Source organism: Stappia sp. MMSF_3263 (assembly GCF_030733745.1).
GTDB lineage: Bacteria > Pseudomonadota > Alphaproteobacteria > Rhizobiales > Stappiaceae > Stappia.
The window spans coordinates 56,433-79,102 of sequence record NZ_JASHIK010000011.1; the positions used below are offsets into that span (position 1 = coordinate 56,433).

At 65.9% G+C, this 22,670-nt stretch carries 25 protein-coding genes; 10 read left to right on the forward strand and 15 right to left on the reverse strand.

Features of this window, described 5'->3' with window-relative positions; all coding sequences use genetic code 11:
• Position 1 precedes the first annotated feature (1 nt).
• Together RBB46_RS13375 and RBB46_RS13380 are read left to right on the forward strand one after the other, a co-directional pair.
• Complete coding sequence (locus RBB46_RS13375) at positions 2 to 1,057, forward strand: ABC transporter ATP-binding protein (RefSeq protein ID WP_306029497.1); 1,056 nt, start codon at positions 2 to 4, stop codon at positions 1,055 to 1,057.
• Positions 1,054 to 2,001 (forward strand): carbohydrate kinase family protein, encoded by a 948-nt coding sequence (locus RBB46_RS13380; protein WP_306029498.1) that lies wholly within the window; start codon positions 1,054 to 1,056, stop codon positions 1,999 to 2,001. Before RBB46_RS13375 ends, RBB46_RS13380 begins: the two co-directional genes overlap by 4 nt.
• A 137-nt stretch (positions 2,002 to 2,138) precedes the next feature.
• On the opposite strand, the gene RBB46_RS13385 is transcribed toward RBB46_RS13380, so the two are convergent.
• Positions 2,139 to 2,489, reverse strand: coding sequence for a hypothetical protein (locus tag RBB46_RS13385; RefSeq protein WP_306029499.1), 351 nt, complete (start codon positions 2,487 to 2,489; stop codon positions 2,139 to 2,141).
• A gap of 55 nt (positions 2,490 to 2,544) precedes the next feature.
• Between RBB46_RS13385 and RBB46_RS13390 the strand changes: the two genes are divergently transcribed.
• Positions 2,545 to 2,748 (forward strand): hypothetical protein, encoded by a 204-nt coding sequence (locus tag RBB46_RS13390; RefSeq protein WP_306029500.1) that lies wholly within the window; start codon positions 2,545 to 2,547, stop codon positions 2,746 to 2,748.
• A 7-nt stretch (positions 2,749 to 2,755) separates the two neighbouring features.
• A complete protein-coding gene (locus RBB46_RS13395) occupies positions 2,756 to 3,376 on the forward strand; it encodes a hypothetical protein (RefSeq protein WP_306029501.1) in 621 nt (206 codons plus the stop codon).
• Between the two features lie 10 nt (positions 3,377 to 3,386).
• Here the strand turns inward: RBB46_RS13395 and RBB46_RS13400 are convergent, their stop codons facing one another.
• The 4 genes from RBB46_RS13400 to dctP all read right to left on the reverse strand — a co-directional run bounded on the left by RBB46_RS13400 (position 3,387) and on the right by dctP (position 6,732).
• Entirely contained in the window at positions 3,387 to 3,842 is a 456-nt protein-coding gene (locus RBB46_RS13400) for a type II 3-dehydroquinate dehydratase (protein ID WP_306029502.1), read from the reverse strand.
• A 4-nt stretch (positions 3,843 to 3,846) separates the two neighbouring features.
• Entirely contained in the window at positions 3,847 to 5,142 is a 1,296-nt protein-coding gene (locus RBB46_RS13405; RefSeq protein ID WP_306029503.1) for a TRAP transporter large permease, read from the reverse strand.
• Positions 5,139 to 5,648 carry a TRAP transporter small permease gene (locus RBB46_RS13410; protein ID WP_306029504.1) on the reverse strand — a complete coding sequence of 170 codons (510 nt, stop codon included), beginning with the start codon at positions 5,646 to 5,648 and terminating at the stop codon, positions 5,139 to 5,141. The genes RBB46_RS13405 and RBB46_RS13410 overlap by 4 nt, the downstream gene beginning before the upstream one ends.
• 97 nt (positions 5,649 to 5,745) lie before the next feature.
• Entirely contained in the window at positions 5,746 to 6,732 is a 987-nt protein-coding gene (gene dctP / locus RBB46_RS13415; RefSeq protein ID WP_306029505.1) for a TRAP transporter substrate-binding protein DctP, read from the reverse strand.
• Positions 6,733 to 6,926: 194 nt separating this feature from the next.
• Between dctP and RBB46_RS13420 the strand changes: the two genes are divergently transcribed.
• The 3 genes from RBB46_RS13420 to RBB46_RS13430 all read left to right on the forward strand — a co-directional run bounded on the left by RBB46_RS13420 (position 6,927) and on the right by RBB46_RS13430 (position 9,313).
• Entirely contained in the window at positions 6,927 to 7,613 is a 687-nt protein-coding gene (locus RBB46_RS13420; RefSeq protein ID WP_306029506.1) for a GntR family transcriptional regulator, read from the forward strand.
• A gap of 37 nt (positions 7,614 to 7,650) precedes the next feature.
• Positions 7,651 to 8,337 carry a GntR family transcriptional regulator gene (locus RBB46_RS13425; protein ID WP_306029507.1) on the forward strand — a complete coding sequence of 229 codons (687 nt, stop codon included), beginning with the start codon at positions 7,651 to 7,653 and terminating at the stop codon, positions 8,335 to 8,337.
• 121 nt (positions 8,338 to 8,458) lie between these two features.
• Complete coding sequence (locus tag RBB46_RS13430) at positions 8,459 to 9,313, forward strand: shikimate dehydrogenase (protein WP_306029508.1); 855 nt, start codon at positions 8,459 to 8,461, stop codon at positions 9,311 to 9,313.
• A 22-nt stretch (positions 9,314 to 9,335) separates the two neighbouring features.
• On the opposite strand, the gene RBB46_RS13435 is transcribed toward RBB46_RS13430, so the two are convergent.
• Positions 9,336 to 10,022, reverse strand: a complete 687-nt coding sequence (locus tag RBB46_RS13435) for a class I SAM-dependent methyltransferase (protein ID WP_306029509.1) — start codon at positions 10,020 to 10,022, stop codon at positions 9,336 to 9,338.
• Complete coding sequence (locus RBB46_RS13440; protein WP_306029510.1) at positions 10,015 to 11,148, reverse strand: CaiB/BaiF CoA-transferase family protein; 1,134 nt, start codon at positions 11,146 to 11,148, stop codon at positions 10,015 to 10,017. Before RBB46_RS13440 ends, RBB46_RS13435 begins: the two co-directional genes overlap by 8 nt.
• A gap of 245 nt (positions 11,149 to 11,393) precedes the next feature.
• Here RBB46_RS13440 and RBB46_RS13445 point away from each other — a divergent pair, with 245 nt between their 5' ends.
• Positions 11,394 to 12,233 carry a CoA ester lyase gene (locus RBB46_RS13445; RefSeq protein ID WP_306029511.1) on the forward strand — a complete coding sequence of 280 codons (840 nt, stop codon included), beginning with the start codon at positions 11,394 to 11,396 and terminating at the stop codon, positions 12,231 to 12,233.
• A 76-nt stretch (positions 12,234 to 12,309) separates the two neighbouring features.
• Here RBB46_RS13445 and RBB46_RS13450 read toward each other — a convergent pair whose 3' ends face one another.
• The 8 genes from RBB46_RS13450 to RBB46_RS13485 form a co-directional block, all read right to left on the reverse strand.
• Complete coding sequence (locus tag RBB46_RS13450; RefSeq protein WP_306029512.1) at positions 12,310 to 13,059, reverse strand: SDR family oxidoreductase; 750 nt, start codon at positions 13,057 to 13,059, stop codon at positions 12,310 to 12,312.
• Positions 13,060 to 13,068: 9 nt separating this feature from the next.
• Positions 13,069 to 14,523 (reverse strand): aldehyde dehydrogenase family protein, encoded by a 1,455-nt coding sequence (locus RBB46_RS13455; protein WP_306029513.1) that lies wholly within the window; start codon positions 14,521 to 14,523, stop codon positions 13,069 to 13,071.
• The gene (locus RBB46_RS13460; RefSeq protein ID WP_306029514.1) at positions 14,523 to 15,200 is read right to left on the reverse strand and encodes an ABC transporter ATP-binding protein; all 678 of its coding nucleotides are present in this window, start codon (positions 15,198 to 15,200) and stop codon (positions 14,523 to 14,525) included. The genes RBB46_RS13455 and RBB46_RS13460 overlap by 1 nt, the downstream gene beginning before the upstream one ends.
• Positions 15,200 to 15,949 carry an ABC transporter ATP-binding protein gene (locus RBB46_RS13465; protein WP_306029515.1) on the reverse strand — a complete coding sequence of 250 codons (750 nt, stop codon included), beginning with the start codon at positions 15,947 to 15,949 and terminating at the stop codon, positions 15,200 to 15,202. Before RBB46_RS13465 ends, RBB46_RS13460 begins: the two co-directional genes overlap by 1 nt.
• Positions 15,946 to 16,914, reverse strand: coding sequence for a branched-chain amino acid ABC transporter permease (locus RBB46_RS13470; RefSeq protein ID WP_306029516.1), 969 nt, complete (start codon positions 16,912 to 16,914; stop codon positions 15,946 to 15,948). Before RBB46_RS13470 ends, RBB46_RS13465 begins: the two co-directional genes overlap by 4 nt.
• Positions 16,915 to 16,924: 10 nt before the next feature.
• The gene (locus RBB46_RS13475) at positions 16,925 to 17,830 is read right to left on the reverse strand and encodes a branched-chain amino acid ABC transporter permease (RefSeq protein WP_306029517.1); all 906 of its coding nucleotides are present in this window, start codon (positions 17,828 to 17,830) and stop codon (positions 16,925 to 16,927) included.
• Positions 17,831 to 17,972: 142 nt separating this feature from the next.
• A complete protein-coding gene (locus tag RBB46_RS13480; protein ID WP_306029518.1) occupies positions 17,973 to 19,262 on the reverse strand; it encodes an ABC transporter substrate-binding protein in 1,290 nt (429 codons plus the stop codon).
• A gap of 59 nt (positions 19,263 to 19,321) precedes the next feature.
• Positions 19,322 to 20,266 carry a cyclase family protein gene (locus tag RBB46_RS13485; protein ID WP_306029519.1) on the reverse strand — a complete coding sequence of 315 codons (945 nt, stop codon included), beginning with the start codon at positions 20,264 to 20,266 and terminating at the stop codon, positions 19,322 to 19,324.
• 230 nt (positions 20,267 to 20,496) lie between these two features.
• On the opposite strand from RBB46_RS13485, the gene RBB46_RS13490 reads away from it, so the two are divergent.
• Together RBB46_RS13490 and RBB46_RS13495 are read left to right on the forward strand one after the other, a co-directional pair.
• Entirely contained in the window at positions 20,497 to 21,621 is a 1,125-nt protein-coding gene (locus tag RBB46_RS13490; protein ID WP_306029520.1) for a zinc-binding dehydrogenase, read from the forward strand.
• 108 nt (positions 21,622 to 21,729) lie between these two features.
• Positions 21,730 to 22,668 (forward strand): LysR family transcriptional regulator, encoded by a 939-nt coding sequence (locus RBB46_RS13495; protein WP_306029521.1) that lies wholly within the window; start codon positions 21,730 to 21,732, stop codon positions 22,666 to 22,668.
• Positions 22,669 to 22,670: the final 2 nt, after the last annotated feature.

A 22,670-nucleotide genomic window follows, 5' to 3' on the forward strand; every position in this document is an offset into this window, starting at 1 on the left:
CATGGCACGTATCGAACTGACTGGCATTCAGAAGAAATGGGGCTCCGTGTGGGGCGTGCGCGATGTCGACCTCGACATCGCCGACGAGGAACTCGTCGTGTTCCTGGGCCCTTCCGGCTGCGGCAAGACCACGACAATGCGCATGATCGCCGGGCTGGAAGATCCCTCCGACGGGGAGATCCGCATGGACGGCGAGGCGATGAACGAGGTCGACGCGCGCGACCGGGACGTTGCCATGGTGTTCCAGGGCTATGCGCTCTACCCGAACATGTCGATCTACGAGAACATCCGCTTCCCGCTGCGCATGCGCGGCGTGCCCAAGGCCGAGCACGACGCGCGCGTCCGGCAGGCGGCGGAGATGGTGGAGCTCGGCGACTATCTCGACCGCAAACCCGGGGCACTTTCCGGCGGGCAGCGGCAGCGCGCGGCCCTTGCCCGGGCGATCGTGCGCCAGCCGCAGGTCTTCCTGATGGACGAACCCCTGTCCAATCTCGATGCCAAGCTGCGGCAGGCGATGCGGGTGCAGATCAAGCATCTGCAGCGCCAGTTGAAGATCACCACGATCTACGTGACGCATGACCAGATCGAGGCGATGACGCTCGCCGACCGGATCGTGATCATGGAAGGGGGGCGCGTCCAGCAGATCGGCACGCCCGACGAGATCTATTCCGATCCGGCCAACACCTTCGTTGCCGGCTTCATCGGCTCGCCGCCGATGAACCTCGTTCGCGGGCGTCTCGATGGCGGCCGGTTCACGGCACCGGGAATCGACATCGCCGGTATCGGCATCGAGGGCGTGCGGGACATCGTGCTCGGGGTGCGGCCGGAGGATTGCCACGTGAGCGCGGACGGCGCCCATCTGTCGGGGCAGGTGTTTGGCGTCGAGCCGACCGGCGACATGACCTACCTGACGATCCGCACGGATGGCGTCAATATCGAGGTGAAGGCGGATCGCGACTACCGCTCGGAACTCGATGTCACCGAGACGGTCGCATTCGATCGCGATCGGCTCTATTTCTTCGATGGTGAAACCGGACAACGCATTCGGCAGGCATGACCACATTCGATTACACCTCGATGGGCTTCTACACGTTCGACTGTCTGTGTCGGCCCGTGAACGAGATCCCGCCCGGCGGAAACACGTCCTTCGTCGAGGAATTCACGATCGCCGTTTCGGGCGCCGCGGGCAGTGCCGCGATCGTCGCCGCCAAGCACGGGCTGAAGGTCCAGGCGGTCGGCGGTGTCGGTGAGGATGACATGGGTGACTGGGTTCTGGCGAAGCTCGCGCGGTTCGGCGTCGACGTCGCCAACATGGAGCGCTGCAGCGGCTTCACCACGTCGTCCTCGATCGTCACCACCCGGGCCAACGGGCAGCGCCCGGCACTGCACAAGCGCGGGGCGACGGCGGGCTTTTATGTCACGGACGACCGCGTCGAACGCGTGCTCGACACGAAGATCTTTCATGTCGGCGGCGTCGGGCTGATGGACCGGATGGATCAGGGCCGTACCGCCGAGATCATGGCGGCGGCAAAGGCGAAAGGCTGCCTGACGACGCTCGACGTCTTCGCCTCGACCTCCGACGACATGCCCTTGATCGCGCCGCTGCTCAGCAACACCGACTATTTCATGCCCTCCGAAGAAGAGGCCATGGCGCTGTCGGGAATGACGGACTTCGAGGACATTGCCAGCTTCCTGCTCGACCAGGGCACCGGCGCGGTGATCCTGACGCTCGGCGAGAAGGGGGCGATGTATCGCGACCGCTCGGGACGGCGCATCGACATCCCCGCCTACCGGATTGATGTCGTGTGCACCTGCGGCTGCGGCGACTGTTTCAACGCGGGCTTTGCCACCGGCCTGCATCTTGGCCGAACGGTCGAGGACTGCGTCCGGCTGGGGCAGGCAAGCTCCGCCCAGAACGCCATGGGGCTTGGCTCGCAGGCGGTGGTGAGTTCGCTCGAAGAGACCTTGCAGTTCATGGACAGGACGCCGTTGATATCCTAATCTTGGCTCCCGTCCCCGGGCTGCCATTCAGAGTTCGTGACATGTTGCCAGCGCCGAAAATCCCGAGATTGCAGGACCTTGCCCTTCCGCTTCGCGATATCATGCGCGGCGCGATGGCGCTGGAGGCCGATACCCGCTCACGGCTCGATCCGGCCAAGCGCCATATTCCCCCGGGCCTTCGCCGGCTGCTGAGCTCGGTTGCCGACGCGGGCGAGGGGGTTCATGCCGCCCGTCTTGCGGAACATGCGCCCTCGCGCGCGGACGTGGCGCGCGCGGCCCGCGACATCGCGACCTGGGACAGCGATTGCGATCCGGCGAATTTCGGTCATGTCGCGGCTCATGCCCTGACGCGGGCGCTCGGCGATGTGCGCCTTCTGGTCAGCGAGACGGTGGCGGCGCTCGTCTTTTCGCAGGTCGCAGCCCGCGCCTCGGCCCTTGATGCGGATGTCGCAGCGGCCGAACTGCTGCTGGCGCTCGAGGCTCACCATGTCGCGGGGCTGGCACCGGGAGTCGAGGGGGCCTTGCGCGCAGGTCCGCACCGCCGTGACCGGTCTTGTTCTGTGGTTGATGGCCGAAAGGCCGCACGCGCCCGACACGGAGGAGCGGTTGCTCGATCTGTCGCTTGCCGTCGCGCGGGCGATCGAGCCGGATATGTCGGTGGCATCGGGCGACAGTTCTCGCCGGAATGCCATTGCCGACGCGGCCGCGCTGGCACCCGTTCTGCGCCGCCATGCGGGCGTGATCTGAGGCCGTCATGACCGGTTCCGCACTCGATGTATCCCAGGCGGATCGCCAGCCGATTCGCCGCGCCATCCGGCGCCTGCGATGGTTCGTCGGCTCCTTTTCCAGCCAACTCGACGAGATTACGCGGGAGACCGGCGTTGTGTTCTCGCTCGACGAGCAGCGGCTGGCGGACGTGTTCATGGCGTGGCTGCGCGATTTCGAGGCGCAGAAGCCGCAGGATCCGCGCGACCGGAAGTCCTATGTCGGGTTTGCCGCCGGACTGATGCTCCGCAATCTCATGAGCAAAAAGCCCGTTGCCGTGGTGTCCTCGCCCGTCGATGCGGACAAGACCAATCCGGCCTATTACTGGCCGGAAGGCTATGCCTATGTCGCCTATTGCCTGAATGTGCGCTCGGCCGTGCTGGAGCAGGATTTCGACGAGGCGCGCGCGACCAGTCCGGAATTCGACGAGATCAGGACCTGGTGGTCGTTCAGGGAAAACGTCGGGGAAGACCCGAACCTGGCCATCGCGTTCCTGAACGCGTTCGCCGGCGATGAGCCCGACTGGACGATGCCGGCCCTGTTCCAGTCCGGCCGTATCGCGGAGATCGCGCCGAGCTTCTATCAGGCGCGCCTTTCCGACAAGGGTTAGGGTCGGGACCCTAGGCGATGCCCTGGCGCCCCGCCTCGATATGGCCCTTCAGCGCCCGTATGGCGGCCGGATACCCTTGCGGCCCGAGCCCGGCAATGACGGCCGTCGCGATCTTCGAGACCAGCGAGCGGTGGTAGATTTCCTCGCGCCGATGGATGTTGGAGATGTGCAGTTCCACGATGGGCCCGGGGAACATCTTCAGCGCGTCCAGAATGGCGATCGAGGTGAAGGTGAAGGCTGCCGGATTGATGACGATGCCGCCGGCCTGTGCATCGATCGCCTCGTGCACCCAGTCGATGATCTCGTATTCCCGGTTCGACTGGAGGAAGACGACTGGCGTGTCGCCGGCGGCCTTTCGGCACATTGCCTCGACCTCGGTCAGCGTCGTGGTGCCGTAGATCTCCGGCTCGCGTGTGCCGAGGCGGTTGAGATTGGGGCCGTTGAGGACATGGATCGGCGCGGTCATAGGATCATCCCTGGTAACCGAAAAGGCGTGGAAGGAAGAGAACGAAGTCGGGGAACAGGGTGATCGCCGCAAGGGCCGCCAGCATGGCGTAGAGGAACGGCAGCACCTCCCCGACAAGGGCGCGCAGGGAGACCTGGCCGATATTGGTCATGATGAACAGCAGCAGCCCGTAGGGCGGCGTGATCAGGCCGATCATGATGTTGACGACGCACACGATGCCGAAATGGACGAGGTCGACACCAAGCGCCTCGGCGGTGGGGATCAGCACCGGCAGGACGATGAGAATGATCGTGGTGCCTTCCAGCAGGCAGCCGAGCGCCAACAGCAGGACGTTGACGATCAGCAGGAACATCAGCGGCGAAAGGTCCATCCCTTGCAGGAAGAGGGACAGCGTGCGCGGGATGTTCTCGATGGTGATGACGTAGTTGAAGACGAGGGCGCCGGCGATCAGCATGCCGATGGAGGCCGTCGTGCGGGCGCTCGACAGGAGCGAGCGATAGGTGCTGGCGAGGCTGACCGTGCGGTAGAGCAGGGCGGAGATCAGGAAGGCATAGGCGGCGGCGATGGCGGCGGCCTCGGTCGGCGTGGTGATGCCGGAATAGATGCCGCCAAGCAGCACGACCGGCATCATCAGCGCCGGTATCGCCCGCAAGGTGATGCCCGGGATCTGGCGCAGCGGCACCGGCGCCTCGACCGGGAAATCGCGCTGGCGCGCGGTCCATACGACGATGCCCATCTGGGCCAGTCCCATCAGCAGGCCGGGGAGCATGCCGGCAAGGAACAGGTAGCCGATGGAGGCGTCGGAGACGAGTGCGTAGAGGACGACGGGAATGGAGGGCGGGATGATCGGGCCGATCACGGCGGTGGCTGCGGTCAGCGCGGCGGCAAAGCTCGCGGGATAGCGACCGCCGTCGGTCATCATCTTCTGCATCATCTTGCCGGTGCCGGCCGCATCGGCGATGGCCGAACCGGACATGCCGGCGAAGATGATCGACTGGACGACGTTGACCTGGGCGAGACCGCCGCGAAAGCGGCCGACCAGCGCGTTGCAGAAACCGAGCAGGCGGGTCGTCATCGAGCCGGAATTCATGATCTCGGCCGAGAGGATGAACAATGGCACGGCCAGCAGGATGTAGCTGGAATACATGCCGTTGAGCAATTGCTCGGCCGCCGTGCCCATGTCGAGGCCGGCAAGATAGAGATAGAGGATCGAGGCGGCGATCATCGCATGGCCGATCGGCAGGCCGAGCAGGGCGAGGACGAGGATCGTGCCGATGCACACTGCGAAGGGGTCGATCATGTTCGCTCCCGTGCCGACGTTCCGGCCTGGACGTCGTCGCGCCCGGCGACGGCGCTGAAGAGGATCCACAGATACCGGCAGACCACGGCGACGGCGAAGACGAGGTAGATCGAGAAGAGATGGTCGAAGCGGATCTTCATGTAGGCGGTCGACTGCACCTTCATGAAGGTGACGTAGTCGTAGGCCGCCGGCATCGACAGCAGGTAGAGCGCCAGCAAGGCCAGAGCGCCGATGATCGTCATGACCCTGCGCGGGCGCGCCCCGACCGAGCTGTAGACGAGATCGAAGCGAATTTCCTCGTCCTCGCGCAGAACGAAGGCGGCGCCCCACAGGACCAGCCACAGCCACATGACGACCGTCAGTTCCGAGGCCCAGCCGACCGGCAGGTTGAGCAGGTAGCGGAAGGCGATCTGGGTGATGAAGGCGAGGAACATCACGGCCAGCATCAGGGCCAGAATGTTCTCCGCGCGCCGATGGAAGAACCGCGCCACGCGTTTCAGCCGCATGTCGACCTCCGGGAGGGGATATCGGGCGCAACCAGAGCGCCGCCAGAGGGGGATTGTGACCCGCACGCGGGCGGGTCACAATCCCGGCGTCACCGTCTCACAGCGCGTTGATGCGCTCGACGATGCCTTCCGGCCAGTCCTTTGCAAGATCCGACCCCAGATAGAGCTTCTGGGCGTGGGCGCGGAACGCGTCGACATCCGGCTTGTAGATTTCCAGTCCCTGCTCCTTGAAGAAGGCGGCAAGCTCGCTCTCCCGCTTCAGGTGCTGTTCCGTGCTCCAGGCAATCGCCGCGTCGGCGGCCTCCTGGACCTTCTGCTGCTGCTCCGCCGACAGCTTGTTCCAGGTCGGCAGCGAGATGGTCAGGAGATCGTAGCCGACCAGATGCGAGGTCTGAACGATCTGCTTCATCACCTCGTAGAACTTCATGTTCTGAACGTTGGGGAAGGGGTTGTCCTGGCCGTCGATGGCGCCCGTCTGCAGGGCCGTGTAGACCTCGGCATAGGCGAGCGGTACAGGATTGGCCCCAAGCGCCGTGCCGAGAAACTGCCAGGCGTCGCCGCCGGGCATGCGCAACTTGACGCCGGCGAGGTCGGCGGGCGTCGTGATCTTCTTGTCGATCCTGAGGCCGACCTGGCGTGAGCCGAAATAGGTCGGGCCGAGGATCTTGACGCCGAGCTGCTGCTCGACCAGTGCCGTCATTTCCTTGCCGACATCGCTGCGGAAGAAGGTGGCCAGGTGCTCCGCGTCGCGGAACAGGTAGGCCGATGTCAGCACCGACCAGGCCGGGATCTGGTTGGAGACGTCCTGCGGGGCGATGTTGCCCATCTCCAGGTTGCCGCGCTGCAGGGCGACAAGCTCGGTCCCCTGCTTGAACAGGGTTCCTCCATAATAGCCTTGATAGTCGAAGTCGCCGCCGATCCCTTCGGCGAACTTCTTCATCATCTCGGCGCGGATGTCCTTTTCCGAGAACACTGCCGAGAAGCGGATCTGGACCTTGTCCTGGGCTGCCGCCGGGGCGGCAAGGCCCGCGGCGAACAGGACGGCGCCCGCCGCCATCAGTGCCCGTCTGGTGAAAGTCTTCATGATAGTCCTCCCTTACCAACATGACGCGACGGCTCCCGTGTAGAAGCCTGCCTCCCCGGACTCATGCCACTAGACAGATGACGGATCAATAGGCATTAGAAAAAATATCGGATATTATAAGTTATGTCATTTAATCTGACGTGCCGCTTGCCCGGAGACGGGGCAGGCGGGGTGAGCAGGAGGAGGCAGGACGAATGCCGGCAGCCGGGGTAGCGGGCGACACTGCGGGCGAAACGGCCTATCGGCGCATTCGCCACGACATCCTGTTCGGCGCCCTGCAGCCGGGCGCCCGTTTGCGGCCCGAACGGTTGCGCGGCCCCTACGGAGCCAGTACCAGCACCCTGCGGGAGATCCTCTATCGCCTGTCGTCGGAGGGGCTGGTGGTCGCCGAAGGGCAGAAGGGTTTCGGGGTCTCCCCCGTTTCCGTGCAGAATTTCCGGGAAATCGCGGGCATGCGGCAGCTTCTGGAGAGCCATGCGATCCGGGAATCCTTTCGCCAGGGCGATGTGGACTGGGAAGCAGATGTCGTTTGCGCGCACCACAAGCTCGCCCGACTGGAGCGTCGGATGCTCTCGGGCGAGCACGGCATTTCGCAGGACTGGAAGCACTATGATCTGGAGTTCCACAAGGCGCTGATCTCGGCCTGCGGTTCGCAGGCCCTGATGGACGTCCACGCGCAGGTGCTCGATCACTACCTGCGTTATCAGGTGATCGCGGTGATCTTTCGGGGCGAGGCGGCTTGCGAGGAGCACCGGCAGCTGCGTGACATGGCGCTGGCGCGCGATGCGGATCGCGCTGCCGCGGTCCTGCATGGGCATGTCGAGGCCTGTGTCGAGCATGCGATGCAGGCCGGGCGACTGGCCGGACCTTGCGGGGATTAGCGTTGCTTCGGGGGCTCGCCGACAGTATCACTTGGCCATGAAAACCGACGATTCCGCCGCAAACGACACCGCACCCGCCACGATCGGAGAAAACGCCTATCGTCGGATCAGGACGGACATCGTCTTCGGTCGCCTTACGCCGGGCCAGAAGCTGAGGCTCGAGAAGCTGCGGGACACGTACGAGGCCAGCATCAGCACGCTGCGCGAGATCCTGAACCGGCTCTCGTCGGAGGGACTGGTGGTGGCGGAGGGGCAGCGCGGCTTCGAGGTCGCGCCGGTTTCCGTTGAAAACCTTCGTGAAATCGCGGCCCTGCGAACGCTTCTGGAAACACATGCGCTGGAGCAGTCCTTCGAGGCGGGCGATATCGAGTGGGAGGGCCGCGTCGTGTCGGCCCATCACAAGCTGGCGACGCTGGAGCGCCGCATGCGCGAGGGCGATCGCAGCGAAACCGAGCTGTGGAAGCGCTACGACTGGGAGTTCCATCAGGCGCTGATCTCGGCCTGCGGCTCGCGCGTCCTGATGGACACCCACGCCGCTGTCTTCGACAAGTATCTGCGCTACCAGATGATCGCGCTTTCCTTCCGCGGAGACATCGCCGCCGAGGAGCACCGGATCCTGCATGATTGCGCGCTGGAGCGCGATGCAGGGTGCGCGCGCGAGGTGCTGGTGCGTCACATCGAGGGCGGCGTCGAGCACGCCCTGGCGACCGGTACGATCAGGTGATTCTCGTATTTTGAATGATGTTTTTAAAAACGTATGATGAAAATTAAAATGTGTGTTGCGGAATTTCAGGCCGCTCACTACCCTGTGGCGCATTATCGGTGAACCAGCAGGAAGTGTGCAGATGGCCCGCGTGCGGCTCGGCCTGATCGGCGACAACATCACCCGGTCGCAATCGCCCAGGCTTCATGTCGAGGCGGGGCGGCTGAGCGGCATCGATGTTTCCTATGAGCGGCTGATCCCCCTGGACCTTGGCCTGGATTTCGACGCCGTCTTCGACCGGTGCGCGGCCGAAGGGTTTCGCGGCATCAATGTCACTTATCCCTACAAGGAGCAGGTGGTGCCACGCCTCGACATGCCCGACCCGCTGATCGCGGGGATCCGGGCCTGCAACACGGTTCTGTTCTCCTCACCCCGGCCGGAAGGGCACAACACCGATTATTCCGGCTTCGTCGCCGCCTTTCGCGCCCGCTTCCCCGGCGAGACGCCGGGCAGGGTCGCGATGGCGGGTGCCGGCGGTGTCGGAAAGGCCGTCGCCTTTGCGCTGGCCGGCCTCGGGGCGGTGGAACTGCGCGTTTACGACAGGGATCCGGGGCGGGTGCGCGGACTGGCGGAGGCTCTCGCCGCCGCCGGCATCGCCATGCCGGTGGTCTCATGCACCTCGATGAATGAAGCGGCGGAGAGCATCGAGGGGCTCGTCAATTGCACCCCGCTCGGGATGGTCGGTTATCCCGGAAGCGCAATGACCTTGCAGCAGATGCGTGGTGCCGCCTGGGCCTTTGACGCGGTCTATACCCCCGTCGACACCCAGTTCCTGCAGCAGGCGGAGCGGGTCGGGGCCCGGACGCTGAGCGGCTACGACCTCTTCTTCCACCAGGGCGTGGATGCCTTCCGCCATTTCACCGGCATCGACGTCGATGCCGGCGCCCTGCAAGGGGCGCTTTCCGGCGACATGCGCGAGGGAGCGCGGCAAGGGTAGGAGGACGGGACCCGCCTCCGGTTCACCCTGCAGGAGAAGCGGCGACCAGGAGCATCGGCTGTGTCAGGCGGAACCCGTTTTCGGCAGGCGCGGCGCGTTCCTTCAGCAGGGCGTCGAGTTCTTCCCGCAGCGCCTCGGCGATCGCGCGGCGCGCCGGATCGACCGCCACCAGATAGTCGATGAAACCGTCGACCGAGGCGAAATCGGTGAAGCGGTCATACTGCTGTTCCTGGATCCGCGACCAATGCCCCTCGGCGATGTCGGCGCGAAGCGCGACGAGTGCCTCGCGGCGGATGTCGGTCTCGTCCTCGACCGGGCGCATGACGTCGAAGAAGCTGCCTTCCGCCAGCGGCTCGACGACGATCAGCGTGCCGCCCGGGCGCAGCACCCGTCGTACCTCGGCAAGAGCCTGGCGCATCAGCGGCACCGGCACATGGTGCAGGGCATTCAGGAAGATCGCGGCATCCAGGCTGGCATCGGCAAAAGGCAATGCCTCGGCCGTCGCCCGCTCGAACCGCACCTGCGGCACGCCCTCGCGGGCGCGGGAAGCGGCATCCGCGTCCGGATCGATGCCGGTCACCGTGTGGCCGTGGGCGGCGAGCACCCGCGAGAGGGCTCCGCTGCCGCAACCGATATCGGCGACGGTGCGGGCGCCGGCGCCGGCCAGGATCGAGAGGATCCGTTCGGGTGTCTGCATGATGTCAGGCATCGATCCGTGAAAACTCCGCGCGCACTTTTTCCGTCTGCTCGCCAAGTGCCGGCACGGGTCCGAATTCCGGCGACTTGCCATCGACCAGCGCGCCGGGGGCGAGCAGGCGGACGGGGCCGGTCGGCGTGTTAGCCTCGACATGACGGTTCTGCGGGTGGCGGACGAGATCTTCCATCGTGCTGACCCGCCCGAAGGCAATGCGGGCATCGCGCAACTTGTCGGCGAGCGTGTCGCGCGGATGTTCGGCGAAGACCTCGCCGATGATCGCATCGAGTTCCGCGCGATGGGCGACGCGGCGCGAATTGCTGGTGAAGCGGGTGTCGGTGGCGACTTCCGGCCGGCCGAGCACGCCGCTGCAGAAGTTGACCCATTCGCGCTCGTTCTGGATGGAGAACAGCACTTCCTTGCCATCGTTTCCCGAATAGGCGCCATAAGGGGCGATGGTCGGATGGTTGAGGCCGTTGCGCTCCGGGTCCTTGCCGCCATAGGCATATTGCAGATACGGCACGTTCATCCAGTCGGCGAGCGCGTGGAACAGCGAGACCGCGATATGCCGGCCTTCGCCGCTGCGTTCGCGGGCAAACAGCGCCTGCAGCACCGCCTGGTGCGCGGTCATCCCCGCGGCGATGTCACAGACGGAGACGCCGACGCGCGCCGGGCCTTGCGCATTTCCGGTAATCGCGGAGAGGCCGCTTTCCGCCTGCACCAGGAGGTCGTAGGCCTTCAGGTCGCGGAACGGACCCTCGTCGCCATAGCCGGAAATCGACACCGTGATGAGGCGCGGATTGGCCTCGCGCAGCCGGTCGGGGGCAAAGCCCAGACGGTCGATGGCGCCGGGCGCCAGGTTCTGGATGAAAACGTCCGCCTTGAGGATCATCGTTTCCAGCAGGGCCTTGTCCTCGTCCTGGCGCAGGTCGAGGCAGACGGATTCCTTGCCGCGGTTGAGCCAGACGAAATAGGCGCTCTCGCCATGCACGAGGTGGTCATAGGCGCGGGCGAAATCGCCTTCCGGGCGCTCGACCTTGATGACGCGGGCGCCAGCCTCGGCCAGTCGCCCGGACAGATAGGGCGCGGCGACGGCCTGCTCCACGGAAACCACAAAAAGACCGGACAGATCACCCTGCATCGTCGACGCATCTCCCATTTGATTGCGGCCAGTATGCCCCATGGCCCCGGCAAGGGGTAATAGAGGCGATGCCGCGCAGCTATTGCAGGAGGCTATGTCTCCGCTCCCGCCCACGGTTTCATCTGTCGTCCGCGCTGCCCGCCATAGACCGGGGCAATGGAGCCACGCCAAAATCGCTATTGGCCATCGTCTCCGTGTACGCGCAGGCTGGGGGGAACGGCTCTTTACACCAATGGACGGACGCGATGAAAGACAAGACGGAAAAAGATCAAGCCGGGGCGATCGACCGCATCACATTGCCGCTTTTCGTTCCCGGCGACCGACCGGAGCGATTTGCCAAGGCGATGGCCGCCGGCGCGGACGCGGTGATCGTCGACCTGGAGGATGCGGTTGCACCCGATGCCAAGGAGCGTGCACGCGCCGGGCTTGCCGAAGCGCTCGCCCCGGTGACTGGAACGGTGCCGGTGCTTGTGCGGATCAACGCGCGCGGCACGCCCTGGCACGCGGGCGATCTTGCCGCCTGCGCCGGGCTGCCGCTTGCCGGCCTCGTCCTGCCCAAGGCGGAGAGCGGAGCCGATTGCGTTGCCGTGCGGGAGGAGACCGGCCTGTCCGTGGTGGCGCTGGTGGAAAGCGCCAGAGGCCTGCGCAACGCGGAGGAGATCGCCATGGCAAGTCGCCGGCTCGCCTTCGGCTCCATCGATTTCGCCGCCGACCTCGGCATCGCCCATGAGCGCGATGTCCTGCTGCCGGCGCGGTTCGCGCTGGCCATGGCGGCGCGGCTCGCCGGTCAGGCCGCGCCCATCGACGGGGTGACGACGGCGCTGCGCGAGGAGGATGTCATCGCTGACGATTGCCGCCATGCGGTTGCCATGGGTTTTGGTGGAAAGCTGATCATCCATCCGGCGCAGATCGAAGCCGCCCGCAAGGGCTGCGCCCCCTCCCAGGGTGAATGCGACTGGGCGCGGCGGGTGCTTTCCGCGGTGGAGGGCGGCGCGGCCGCAATCGCTGTCGACGGCGCGATGGTCGATGCGCCGGTGATCGCGCGGGCAAGGCGCATCCTGGAGCGCGCCGCCGCCACCGTGTGACAGGCTTTCGCCTGGCGACAAAAAACGCCCGTGCCACTGGCACGGGCGCTGAAGTTGATGGGGCTGCGCAAAATCGTCAGATGGTTCTTCCGCCGTCGACCTCAAGGATCACGCCGGTGATGAAGTCGGCTTCGTCCGAGGCGAGGTAGAGCGATGCATTGGCGATGTCACGCGGCTCCGACAGCCGGCCCATCGGGATCGTGGCGATGAATTTCGCCCGGTTCTCCGGCGTGTCGGGCACGCCCATGAACTGCTCCAGCAGGCCGGTCGCACCCATCACCGGGGCGATGCCGTTGACGCGAATCCGGTCCGGCGCAAGCTCGACGGCGAGGCTGCGGGTCATCAGGTTCACCGCGCCCTTCGACGAGTTGTACCAGGTCAGGCCGGGGCGCGGGCGGATGCCGGCGGTCGAGCCGACATTGATCATCACGCCGCCGCCTTGCGCCCGCCAGACCGGCACGCAGGTCTTGGTCATGTGGAAGATCGACAGCACGTTGATGTCGTAGATCTTGCGGAAGGTCGCCTCGTCCGTCTCCATCAGAGGCCGGTTGGGGTTGGTCCAGCCGGCATTGTTGACGACAATGTCGAGTGAACCGAAGGCCTTGACCGTCGCCTCGACGGCGGCCTGCACGTCGTCCGCCTTCGAGACGTCGCACTTGATGGCGATGGCCGCGTCGCCCAGTTCGGCGGCAACTGCCTTCGCGCCCTCCTCGTTGAGGTCGACGATGGCGACCTTCGCGCCCTCGCGCACATAGGTCTCGGCGATGCCCTTGCCGAAGCCGGAGGCGGCGCCGGTGACGAGGGTGGTCTTTCCTTGAAGTCGCATTGTCTGTCCTTAGCCGTGATTGTTGACGACGGTCTTGATGCGGGAGAATTCGTGCAGCGCCGCGAAGCCCTTCTCGCGGCCGTGGCCGGACTTGCGGATGCCGCCGAAGGGCAGCTCAATACCGCCGCCCGCGCCGTAGCCGTTGATGAAGACCTGACCGCAATGCATCGCCTTGGCCATGCGCTGCTGGCGGCCGCCATTGCTCGTCCAGATGCCGGCGACGAGGCCGTAATCGGTGCCGTTGGCGATGCGGATCGCATCCGCCTCGTCGTCGAAGGGAATGGCGCAGAGAACCGGGCCGAAGACTTCTTCCTGGGCAATCTTCGAGCCCGGCTCGCAGGGACCGAACAGGGCGGCGGCGACGTAGTAGCCGCCTTCCGGCGAGCCTTGCGCGATGGAGCCACGGGCGACCAGCGGTGCGTCGGCCTCGGCGATGTAGGTCTCGACGCGCTTTTTCTGGCGGGCGGAGATCAGCGGGCCGAGCACGGCATCCTCGCCGGAATCGGAGGCGGTGACCGCCTCGAAACGGGCCTTCAGCTCGGCCATCACCTTGTCATAGACGCCGCGCTGGATGAGCACGCGCGAGCCGGCCGAACAGGTCTGGCCGCCATTCTGGATGATGGCGTTGACGAGCACCGGATAGACGGCCTCGAGATCGGCGTCGTCGAAGACGATCTGCGGTGACTTGCCGCCGAGCTCCAGGGTGCAGCCGATGAAGTTCTTCGCCGCCGCCACCTGGATCATCACGCCGACTTCCGGCGATCCGGTGAAGGACATGAAGTCGACGCCGGGATGCTCGGAGAGCGCCTTGCCGGCGACTTCGCCGCGTCCGGTCACGATGTTGATCGCGCCGGCCGGGAAGCCGACTTCCGTGGCCAGTTCGCCGATGCGCAGGGCGGACAGGCAGGCGTCCTCGGCCGGCTTCAGCACCGTCGCATTGCCCATCGCGAGCGCCGGAGCGATGGAGCGGCCGAACATCTGCGCGGGATAGTTCCAGGGAATGATGTGGCCGGTGACGCCGTGCGGCTCGCGTCGCACCTCGGCATGATAGCCGCTGAGGAAGGGAATGACCTCGCCATGCACCTTGTCGGCACCGCCGCCGTAATATTCGAAGTAGCGGGCGGTGGCGATCATGTCGGCGCGCGCCTGTTTGATCGGCTTGCCGTTGTCCATGGTCTCCAGCCGGGCAAGCTCCTCCGCCTCCTCCAGGATACGGTTGCCGAGGCGCAGCATCAGACGGCCGCGTTCGGCCGCCGTCAGCTTCGACCAGGGACCACCATCGAAGGCCGCGCGCGCGGCCGCAACGGCCGCGTCGACGTCCTCGGGACCGCTGTCGGCAATCCGGGTGAAGACCTCGCCGTCGATGGGGGAACGGACGTCCATCTCCCTGCCGGAGGCCGCTGCCACCCATGCGCCGTCGATCAGGTTCAGCGGGCGCGGCAGGCGGATGCTGTCAGCTTTCATCAGTCAGTCCTTTCGTGCTCAAGCGAGCTTTCGGAAACTTCCCCGCGCTCGATCAGGAGCGTGCGGTCGGCAAAGCCGCGCAGCAGGGAGGGATTGGATTCGGTGATGATCAGGGTGACGTTGCGGTCGGTGTCGCGCAGCGCCTTGAGCGCGTCGGCGTAGCGCATCGCCAGTGCGGGAGCCAGGCCCTGGAAGGGTTCGTCGAGCATCACCAGCTTGGTGCCGAGCATCAGGGCGCGGCCGAGCGCCACCATCTTGCCCTGTCCACCGGAGACGTTGCCGGCCGGGCGGCCGGCCATCTCCTTCAACTCGGGCAGGATGTGGTAGACGCGCTCGATCCGCCGCTTCGTCTCGGCGGCGTCAAGACGGGCGACCTGGGCCGGCAGGAGGATGTTCTCCTCCACCGTGAAGGCGGAAAAGAGACGCCGGTCCTCCGGCGCATAGCCGATGCCAAGGCCCGGGCGTTTCGCCGGGGCGAGCCCGGTGATGTCCTCGCCCTCGAAGCGGATTGCGCCGCTGACGGCAGTGAAGCCCATTACCGAGCGCAGGAAGGTGGTCTTTCCCGCGCCGTTGCGGCCGATCAGGGCCACGGTCTCCGCCGCGTCAACCGAGAAGTCCAGGTTGCGCAGGATCGGGATGATCCCGATCGAGGCGCCGACATTGCGGAACTCGAGCATCACACGGCCTCCCCGATCACGTCGCGGATCACGTCCGGATGTTGCAGGATCTCCTCGGGCGAGCCGCGCATCTGCACGTTGCCGGCAGCCCACACGGCGACTTCGTCGGCGTAGCGCGAGACGATGCCCATGTCGTGCTCGACGAAGACGCTGGTCACCTTTGCCTCGGCGAGCGCCTTCACCAGGATTTCCATGATCTTGAATTTCTCCGAGGAGGCGACACCCGATGTCGGCTCATCCATCAGCAGCAGCTTCGGCTTCAGGGCCAGCGCCACGGCAATGTCGATCAGCTTGCGCTGGCCTTCCGACAGCTCCACCACCGGCCGGTCGGCGACGTCGGCGCAACCGACCATGTCGAGCAGGTGAAGCATCTCCCCGCGCTGGCGGATCGTGTGCATGTCCTGCAGGGGATGGCGCAGCCTTTCGCGGGCCGAGACCGAGATCAGCAGGTTTTCCAGCGCCGTGTGCTCGGTGAAGAGCTGCGGGATCTGGAAGGCGCGGGCAACGCCCAGCCGCACGATCCGGCGCGGGGCGAGCGAGGTGACGTCGCGCCCCTCGAACAGCACCGTGCCTTTGGCCGGCTTCAGCCAGCCGGTGCAGATGTTGAGGAAGGTGGTCTTGCCGGCGCCGTTCGGGCCGATGATCGCCATGTTCTTGCCGCGCTCGATGGTGAGCGACACGTTGTCGGCGGCGATCACGCCGCCGAAGCGGATCTGCAGGTTGCGGGCCTCGAGAAGTATCTCGCTCATTTGCGCGTCTCCCCGTCGTTCGCCCGGGTGCCGGTCAGGCGGGCAAGGGTTGCGTCGTAGATGCCGATGACGCCTTTCGGGGCGAAGATGACGATGACAAGCAGGAATCCGCCGAGCAGCATCTGCCAGATGTCGCCGGCGAAGGCGGAGGCGTAGGTGCGCACGATCTCGTAGATCGCGGCGCCGACAAAGGCGCCGGCAACCGATCCGGCGCCGCCGAGAACGGCGATGAAGACCATTTCGCCCGAGCGTATCCACCAGGCGAATTCGGGCGTCACGACGCCCTGGACAATGCCCATTATGACGCCGCCGACGCCGCAAAGCGCGGCGGACAGGACGTAGCCGGTGAGCAGCGCGCGCTGCGGCGAGACGCCGAGATACTGGAGCCGCGTCTCGTTGGTCTTGATGGTCTGGAAGAGCTGGCCGGAGGGCGAGGCGAACCAGCGCACGGTGAACCAGCCGAGGAGGATCACCAGCGCCAGCGAGAGGTAGAACATGATCAGTTCGAACGGCCCGCGTTCCAGCGCCATGCCGAAGACGGTCGGGCGCGGCAGGCGGATGCCGTCGGCACCGCCCGTGTAGTGGTAGAACTTCTCCAGGATCGACCAGAAGATCATCGAGAAGGCAAGGTTCAGCATGCCGAAGAAGATGCCGCGATAGCGCACCACGAAGAGGCCGACGAGAACGCCGGAGATGGCCGCACCGGCGACGGCGACGACAAGCACCAGAACGAGGTCCGCCCCCGGCATCGAGGCCGAGAGGAATGCGGCCGCATAGGCGGCGATGGCGAAGAACAGGGCATGTCCGAAGGACACCTGTCCGGCGCGCAAGAGCACGGTGACGCCGACGACGGCGATGCCCTTGGCGAGCGCCAGGTTCATCAGCAGTTGCAGCGAGGGCGCGGCGAAGGGGATCGCGGCGACGGCGAGGAGGATCAGGGCCGGGATGGCCAGTCGGACGGTCATCTCTGGCTCCTCAGATCTTGCGCGCGGTCGGGCTGCCGAACAGCCCTTCGGGCCGCACCAGCAGGACGATCAGCATGATCAGGTAGGGGACCAGAACGGCGGTCTCCGGCCAGACGTAGACCGCGAAGGAGCGGCCGAGGCCGATCAGCAGGGCGGTGAAGGCGGCGCCTTCGATCTGGCCGAGGCCGGCGGTCGCCACCACGGCGAAGGAGAGCACGATCATGTCGGCGCCCATGCCGGGCAGGATCGAGGTGGTCGGCGAGGCGAGGGCGCCGCCGAGGCCGGCAAGCGCCGCGCCGACGATGAAGGTGAGCAGGAACACCTTGTCCGCGTCGATGCCGATCGACTGGGCGGCCTCGCGATCCTCGGTGGTGGCGAGGATCAGCTTGCCTAGAATGGTGTGGCGCAGGAAGAAGCGCAGGCCGACGAGCAGCACGAGGGCAACAAGCGGCAGGATGATGAGCTGGTAGACGGTGTAGTTGACGCCGAAGACCCGGATCATGCCCATCGCCTGCAGCGCGGAGGCCTGGAAATAGGGTTGCGTTCCCCACACGAGCCGCTGCACGTCCTCCAGGATCATGAAGACCGCGAAGGTGACGAGAAGCTGCAGCACTTCCGGCTTGTTGTAGATGCGCCTGAGCAGCAGCCACTCGATCGGCCCGCCGATAAGGACGCCGACAAGCACGGCCGAGACGATCATCATGGGAAAGGCGAGGACCGGCGCGAAGCCGAGTGCCAGGATATAACCCGTCAGGGACACGGTCAGATAGGCGCCTACCGCGTAGAGCGAGCCATGCGCCACGTTGAGGATGCGCATGACGCCGAAGATCAGCGTCAGTCCAACGGCGACGCTGAAGACGAGGGCCGCATAGGCGATGCCGTCGAACAGGGCCAGGAGGAAGATTGTGAGGTTCATGGGCGTCCATTCAGCTCAAAGGGCGGAGGCACGGGCGGCAATCTGCCTGTCGTGACGGGCCTGTCGTGGTCGCGTAGAGATCGCCCCGGGCGACAGGCGCCCGGGGCGTGGGAGGAAGCGGGACGTCAGGTCCCGGCTTCGATTACCGGTCGTAGCTGTCGACCTTGACGCTGGCCGCGTAGTCCGGCGTCAGCTTGCTGACCCACTCGACGGATTCCTGGCCGACCGGGGTCGTCAGTGCCGCGCCGTCGAAGATCATGATGTTTTCCAGGGTGGCGAAGGGATAGTCGCCGGTCTGGACGCTGGTGCCCAGAAGCTGTGCCTCGACACCCTGGTTGTCCTCGCGGATCGTCACTTCACGGCCGAGGCCCTGGAAGGTCAGGCCCTCGAACGCCGCTATCACCTCGTCCTCGCTGGGCCACTCGCCGCCCTTGGCTGCGACCGCCTTGTCGTAAGCGGCCTCGAGCGCGGCCAGCGCCTGGCTCATGTGGAAGACGGGATAGATCGCATGCGCGCCGGTCTTTTCCTCGAATGCCGCCATGAACTCCTTGAAGTCGGCATCGTCGCGGCGCTCGGGATGCAGGAAGTAGTGGTCGCCGCGCGCGCCGACGATATGGCCGGCCGGCAGGGTCGAGCCGAGACGCTCGAGCGAGCTTTCGGCGAGCGGGATGACGAAGGTCGAGGAGTTCATCAGGCCGCGCTGGGCCGCCTGCTGGATGAACGTGTCGAGATCGCCGCCCCAGGAGGTCGACAGGATCACGTCGGGCTGCATCGCCTGCAGGCGGGAGATCTCGGTCGAGAAGTCGGCGGCGCCGAATTTCGGGAAGAACTCGCCGACCACCTCGGCATCCGGCTTCAGGGCCTTCAGCGCGGTGGAGAAGATCTGCCAGCTGTCACGGCCCCAGGCGTAGTCCTGGTTGACCACGGCGATGGTCTTGAAGTCCGGCTTGACCTTGAGCAGGTAGAGCACCGTCGCCAGCATTTCCGGGGTCGCGTTGGCCTGGGTGCGGAAGACGTACTTGTAGTCGTTCTTCTCGAAGATCTGCTGCGTGCCGCAGTCCCACATCAGGTTGAGGACCTTGAGATCCTCGGCAAGCGGGGCGAGCGTCTGGCAGTTGCCGGAGGAGATCGCGCCCATCATCGCATGCGCGCCCTCGGATTCCACCTGGCGGCGGAACTCGGAGGTCAGCGCCTCGGCGCCGGCGCCTTCGTCGATGAAGGAGAGCTTGAGCGGAACGCCGGCGATGCCGCCGTCGGCGTTGATCTTCTCGACGAGGATCTCGGCCGCATCGCGGGCCGGGACGCCGAAGACCGAGGCCGGGCCGGTGAGGAAGGTGGTGACACCCACCTTCAGTTCGGCCGGCTTGTCGGCGGCAAGCGCCGCAAGCGGCGCCGCAATGAGCGCGGCGGTGGTCAGAAGCAGTTTTTTCATGGTTTCACTCCCTGGTTCGCCGCGGGCGATTTCTTGCCGCCCGCGTGTCCGTTTCCCGATCAGCGAATGGCGATCGGATTGATGATCATCTGGACCGCGCCCTTCAGGCGGGCCTGGCCGAGCACGAAGAGGAACTCGTAGGCCTCGTCTTTCGCGAGTTCGCGCGTGTCCATGTTCTCGAGGATGTAGATGCCGTTTTCCGGCTGCAGGATCTGGTGGGCGCGGAACGCCTCGCCTTCCTTCTCCGCCGGCACGACCTCCATGCCCCAGGTGTCAGCGCCCACCGCCATCACGCCGAGTTCGGCGAGATATTCGGCGCCGCTGACGCCGAGGCCCGGTTCCGCCGCACCGAAGCGCTTGGGATCGGGGTTGGCGCCGTCGAGCAGGTTCATCCAGTTGGAGTTGAAGAGAACGACGTCGCCCTCGCGCAACTCGACACCCTGCTTGGCGGCTGCCGCCTTGACGTCGTCGGCGGTGTAGGCCTTGCCTTCCTCGACCATGTCGACGCCGTAGAATTTCGCCATGTCGAGCAGCACGCCGCGGCCGACGAGACCGGGCAGGTTGTGCAGGCCGAGTTCCGTCAGGCCGGCCGCCTTGGCGAAGTCGCTGTCCTTGTGGCCGTTGTAGTAGACATGGTCGACGCCCGCATGGCCGAGGCCGTCGATCTGGGGGCCGATGCCCAGCCATCCCATGAAGATGTCGTCATTGTAGGTGAAGGCGTTGTTGCCCAGGCCACTGTTGGAGATCTGGTTCGGCTGGAGCACCGTCACCGAGAGGCTGCGCGGGGGAAAGGCCGGCGTGTCGCTGCCGACGATCATGCCGAGGCTGTAGACCTTGCCGGTGGTGACGAGGCTGCTTGCCGCCTTGACGCGCTCGGGCGTCATCAGGTTGGCCGAGCCGATCTGGTCGTCCGGACCCCAGCGGGACTTGGTCCAGTCATGGGCTCCGTCGGCCTGCGCAAGGCAGGTCGAGGCGGCAAGCGCCAGTCCGGCGATCAGTTTCATGCTGAAGACGTTCCTCATAGCTTCCTCCCAGAGCATTCGAGATATCGAAGCCTAGGTATTGCTGCGAGGGTGCACCAATAAATTGGGCCGTACCCGGTTATTGAAAAAATCTATGACTGAGGGTCAAATGCAAACTCCGGCCTGTCATCGGTCCCGTTTGCCGTTAGCATCGGGTGCAGGGAGACGTCCGGTATGTCGGACAGGCAGGAACCTTGAGGGATGGAAGGCGCATGAAGATTACCGCTGCCGTGCTTGAACGCGGAGGGATCACCTCCGGCTATGCCGAGGAAAAGGCCCTCACGGTCCGTCAGGTGGATCTCGATCCGCCGGGGCCGGGCGAGGTGCTGATCCGGCTGGCGGCGGCCGGCGTGTGCCATTCGGACCTGTCGGTGATCAACGGCACCCGGCCGCGGCCGTTGCCCATGGTGCTCGGCCACGAGGCTTCCGGCTATGTCGAGGAGGTCGGGGCCGGCGTCGACGATCTTTCGCCGGGCGATCACGTCGTGTGCATCTTCGCGCCCGGTTGCGGGCGCTGCACGCCCTGCGCCGAAGGCCGTCCGGCGCTTTGCGAAAAGGCCGCGCAGCATCATGGCGTCGGCGAGCTGATCACCGGGCACAGGCGGTTGTCGATGGATGGTCGCCCGGTGAACCACCATGTCGGCATCTCGGCATTCGCCAGCCATGCGGTGGTGGCGCGGCAGTCGCTGGTCAAGGCCGACGACGACATCCCGCCGCATATCTCGACGCTGTTTTCCTGCGCCATGCTGACGGGCGCGGGTGCGGTGTTCAACACCGCACATATCAAGGCCGGGGCCAAGGTCGCGGTCGTGGGCATCGGCGGTGTCGGCATGGCCGCGATCCTGGGCGCGGCGGCGGCCGGCGCGGGCCAGATCGTTGCCATCGACCCGTTCGAGAACAAGCTCGAGGTGGGACTCAGGATGGGCGCCACCCACGCGATCAAGGCCGATGCGGAGACGGTCGCCGAGGTGCGCGACATCACCGGCGGTGGGGTCGATTATGCGTTTGAGCTGGCGGGCTCCGTGCGGGCGCTGGAAACCGCCTATGACGTGACACGTCGCGGCGGCACGACGGTGACCGCCGGCCTGCCGCATCCCGATGCGCGCATGCCGCTCAACGCGTTGAGGCTGGTTGCCGAGGAGCGCTCGCTGAAGGGCAGCTTCATCGGTTCCTGCGTGCCGCAACGCGACCTGCCGCGCATGTTCGCCCTCTATCGGCGCGGGCTCTTGCCGGTAGAGAAGATGCTGACCCACCGGTTGCCGCTTGCCGACATCAACGTGGCGATGGACCGCCTCGACGACGGTTCCGCCATCCGCCAGGTCGTCGATCTGGGCTGACTGGGGCGAGTAAGCACCGCCTTCGCGCGAACCGGAGGGAGCCATGCCGCTTCCTCCGGTTCGCCGTCCTGTTTTCACGCGTGCCACGGGAGACGCTGCCGGCCAGCCATGGACATTCGTCATCTTCGCTACTTCATCGCCATTTCCGAGGCGCCATCCCTTTCGGCGGCGGCGCAGGTGCTGGGCGTCGCGCAGCCCTCGCTGTCGCAATACGTGCAGCGCATGGAGCAGGAACTCGGCGTCCAGCTCGTCGACCGCTCGCCGCGCGGTACTGTTCTCACCGAGGAGGGGCACCTGCTCGTGCGCCACGCCCGCGAGATCTGCGGCAGCATGGAGCATTGCATCGCGGAGATGCGCGATCTTGGCGGCGGCGTTCGCGGCAAAGTCGGCTTCGGCATGCCGCCGTCGGTTTCCATGGTGATGTCCGTGCCGCTGGCCGAGACCGTGCGGGTCGAGCTTCCCGACGTGCGGCTGCGCGCCATCGAGGCGATGAGCGGCTATATCAAGAGCTGGATCGAGGACGAGACGGTCGATATCGGCTTTCTCTATGATCTGGAGAAGGTCGAGCATTTCCGCATCATCCATGTGCTGGACGAGCAGCTTTTCTTCTTTTCCGCGCCGGATACCTGGCCGCTCGACACGCCTCCGGGCGCGCCGGTGCCGATGCGCGCGCTGGAAAAGCTGGAGATGATCCTGCCGGGCGTCTCGCACGGTCTGCGCAAGACCATCGAGCGCCATGCGGCGGCCTGCGACGTCAATCTCAACGTCGTCATCGAGATGGACGCGATGACCCAGATCAAGGAACTGGTGGCGCGCGGCTCAGGTCATACGATCTTCGCCCCGGCGGCGGTGCACGACTTCGTCGCGCGCGGCGAGTTGCTCAAGGCGCCGATCATCGAGCCGACGATTTCGCGCCCCGTCTATCTCGTCAGCAAGCCGACCCGGGTGATGAGCCGCGCCTGCCGGGCGGTCGAGGACATCACGCTGGAGGTTGCCCGCGACCTGGTGCGGCGGAACATCTGGGAAGGCCGGCTGATCGAGAGCTGACC

Bases quoted from the DNA above. Each gene is read 5' to 3' on its own strand.
- RBB46_RS13375 (WP_306029497.1), top strand. From the start codon at position 2: ATGGCACGTATCGAACTGACTGGCATTCAGAAGAAATGGGGCTCCGTG.
- RBB46_RS13380 (WP_306029498.1), top strand. From the start codon at position 1,054: ATGACCACATTCGATTACACCTCGATGGGCTTCTACACGTTCGACTGT.
- RBB46_RS13385 (WP_306029499.1), bottom strand. From the start codon at position 2,489: ATGGTGAGCCTCGAGCGCCAGCAGCAGTTCGGCCGCTGCGACATCCGC.
- RBB46_RS13395 (WP_306029501.1), top strand. From the start codon at position 2,756: ATGACCGGTTCCGCACTCGATGTATCCCAGGCGGATCGCCAGCCGATT.
- RBB46_RS13400 (WP_306029502.1), bottom strand. From the start codon at position 3,842: ATGACCGCGCCGATCCATGTCCTCAACGGCCCCAATCTCAACCGCCTC.
- RBB46_RS13405 (WP_306029503.1), bottom strand. From the start codon at position 5,142: ATGATCGACCCCTTCGCAGTGTGCATCGGCACGATCCTCGTCCTCGCC.
- RBB46_RS13410 (WP_306029504.1), bottom strand. From the start codon at position 5,648: ATGCGGCTGAAACGCGTGGCGCGGTTCTTCCATCGGCGCGCGGAGAAC.
- dctP (WP_306029505.1), bottom strand. From the start codon at position 6,732: ATGAAGACTTTCACCAGACGGGCACTGATGGCGGCGGGCGCCGTCCTG.
- RBB46_RS13420 (WP_306029506.1), top strand. From the start codon at position 6,927: ATGCCGGCAGCCGGGGTAGCGGGCGACACTGCGGGCGAAACGGCCTAT.
- RBB46_RS13425 (WP_306029507.1), top strand. From the start codon at position 7,651: ATGAAAACCGACGATTCCGCCGCAAACGACACCGCACCCGCCACGATC.
- RBB46_RS13430 (WP_306029508.1), top strand. From the start codon at position 8,459: ATGGCCCGCGTGCGGCTCGGCCTGATCGGCGACAACATCACCCGGTCG.
- RBB46_RS13435 (WP_306029509.1), bottom strand. From the start codon at position 10,022: ATGCCTGACATCATGCAGACACCCGAACGGATCCTCTCGATCCTGGCC.
- RBB46_RS13440 (WP_306029510.1), bottom strand. From the start codon at position 11,148: ATGCAGGGTGATCTGTCCGGTCTTTTTGTGGTTTCCGTGGAGCAGGCC.
- RBB46_RS13445 (WP_306029511.1), top strand. From the start codon at position 11,394: ATGAAAGACAAGACGGAAAAAGATCAAGCCGGGGCGATCGACCGCATC.
- RBB46_RS13450 (WP_306029512.1), bottom strand. From the start codon at position 13,059: ATGCGACTTCAAGGAAAGACCACCCTCGTCACCGGCGCCGCCTCCGGC.
- RBB46_RS13455 (WP_306029513.1), bottom strand. From the start codon at position 14,523: ATGAAAGCTGACAGCATCCGCCTGCCGCGCCCGCTGAACCTGATCGAC.
- RBB46_RS13460 (WP_306029514.1), bottom strand. From the start codon at position 15,200: ATGCTCGAGTTCCGCAATGTCGGCGCCTCGATCGGGATCATCCCGATC.
- RBB46_RS13465 (WP_306029515.1), bottom strand. From the start codon at position 15,949: ATGAGCGAGATACTTCTCGAGGCCCGCAACCTGCAGATCCGCTTCGGC.
- RBB46_RS13470 (WP_306029516.1), bottom strand. From the start codon at position 16,914: ATGACCGTCCGACTGGCCATCCCGGCCCTGATCCTCCTCGCCGTCGCC.
- RBB46_RS13475 (WP_306029517.1), bottom strand. From the start codon at position 17,830: ATGAACCTCACAATCTTCCTCCTGGCCCTGTTCGACGGCATCGCCTAT.
- RBB46_RS13480 (WP_306029518.1), bottom strand. From the start codon at position 19,262: ATGAAAAAACTGCTTCTGACCACCGCCGCGCTCATTGCGGCGCCGCTT.
- RBB46_RS13485 (WP_306029519.1), bottom strand. From the start codon at position 20,266: ATGAAACTGATCGCCGGACTGGCGCTTGCCGCCTCGACCTGCCTTGCG.
- RBB46_RS13490 (WP_306029520.1), top strand. From the start codon at position 20,497: ATGAAGATTACCGCTGCCGTGCTTGAACGCGGAGGGATCACCTCCGGC.
- RBB46_RS13495 (WP_306029521.1), top strand. From the start codon at position 21,730: ATGGACATTCGTCATCTTCGCTACTTCATCGCCATTTCCGAGGCGCCA.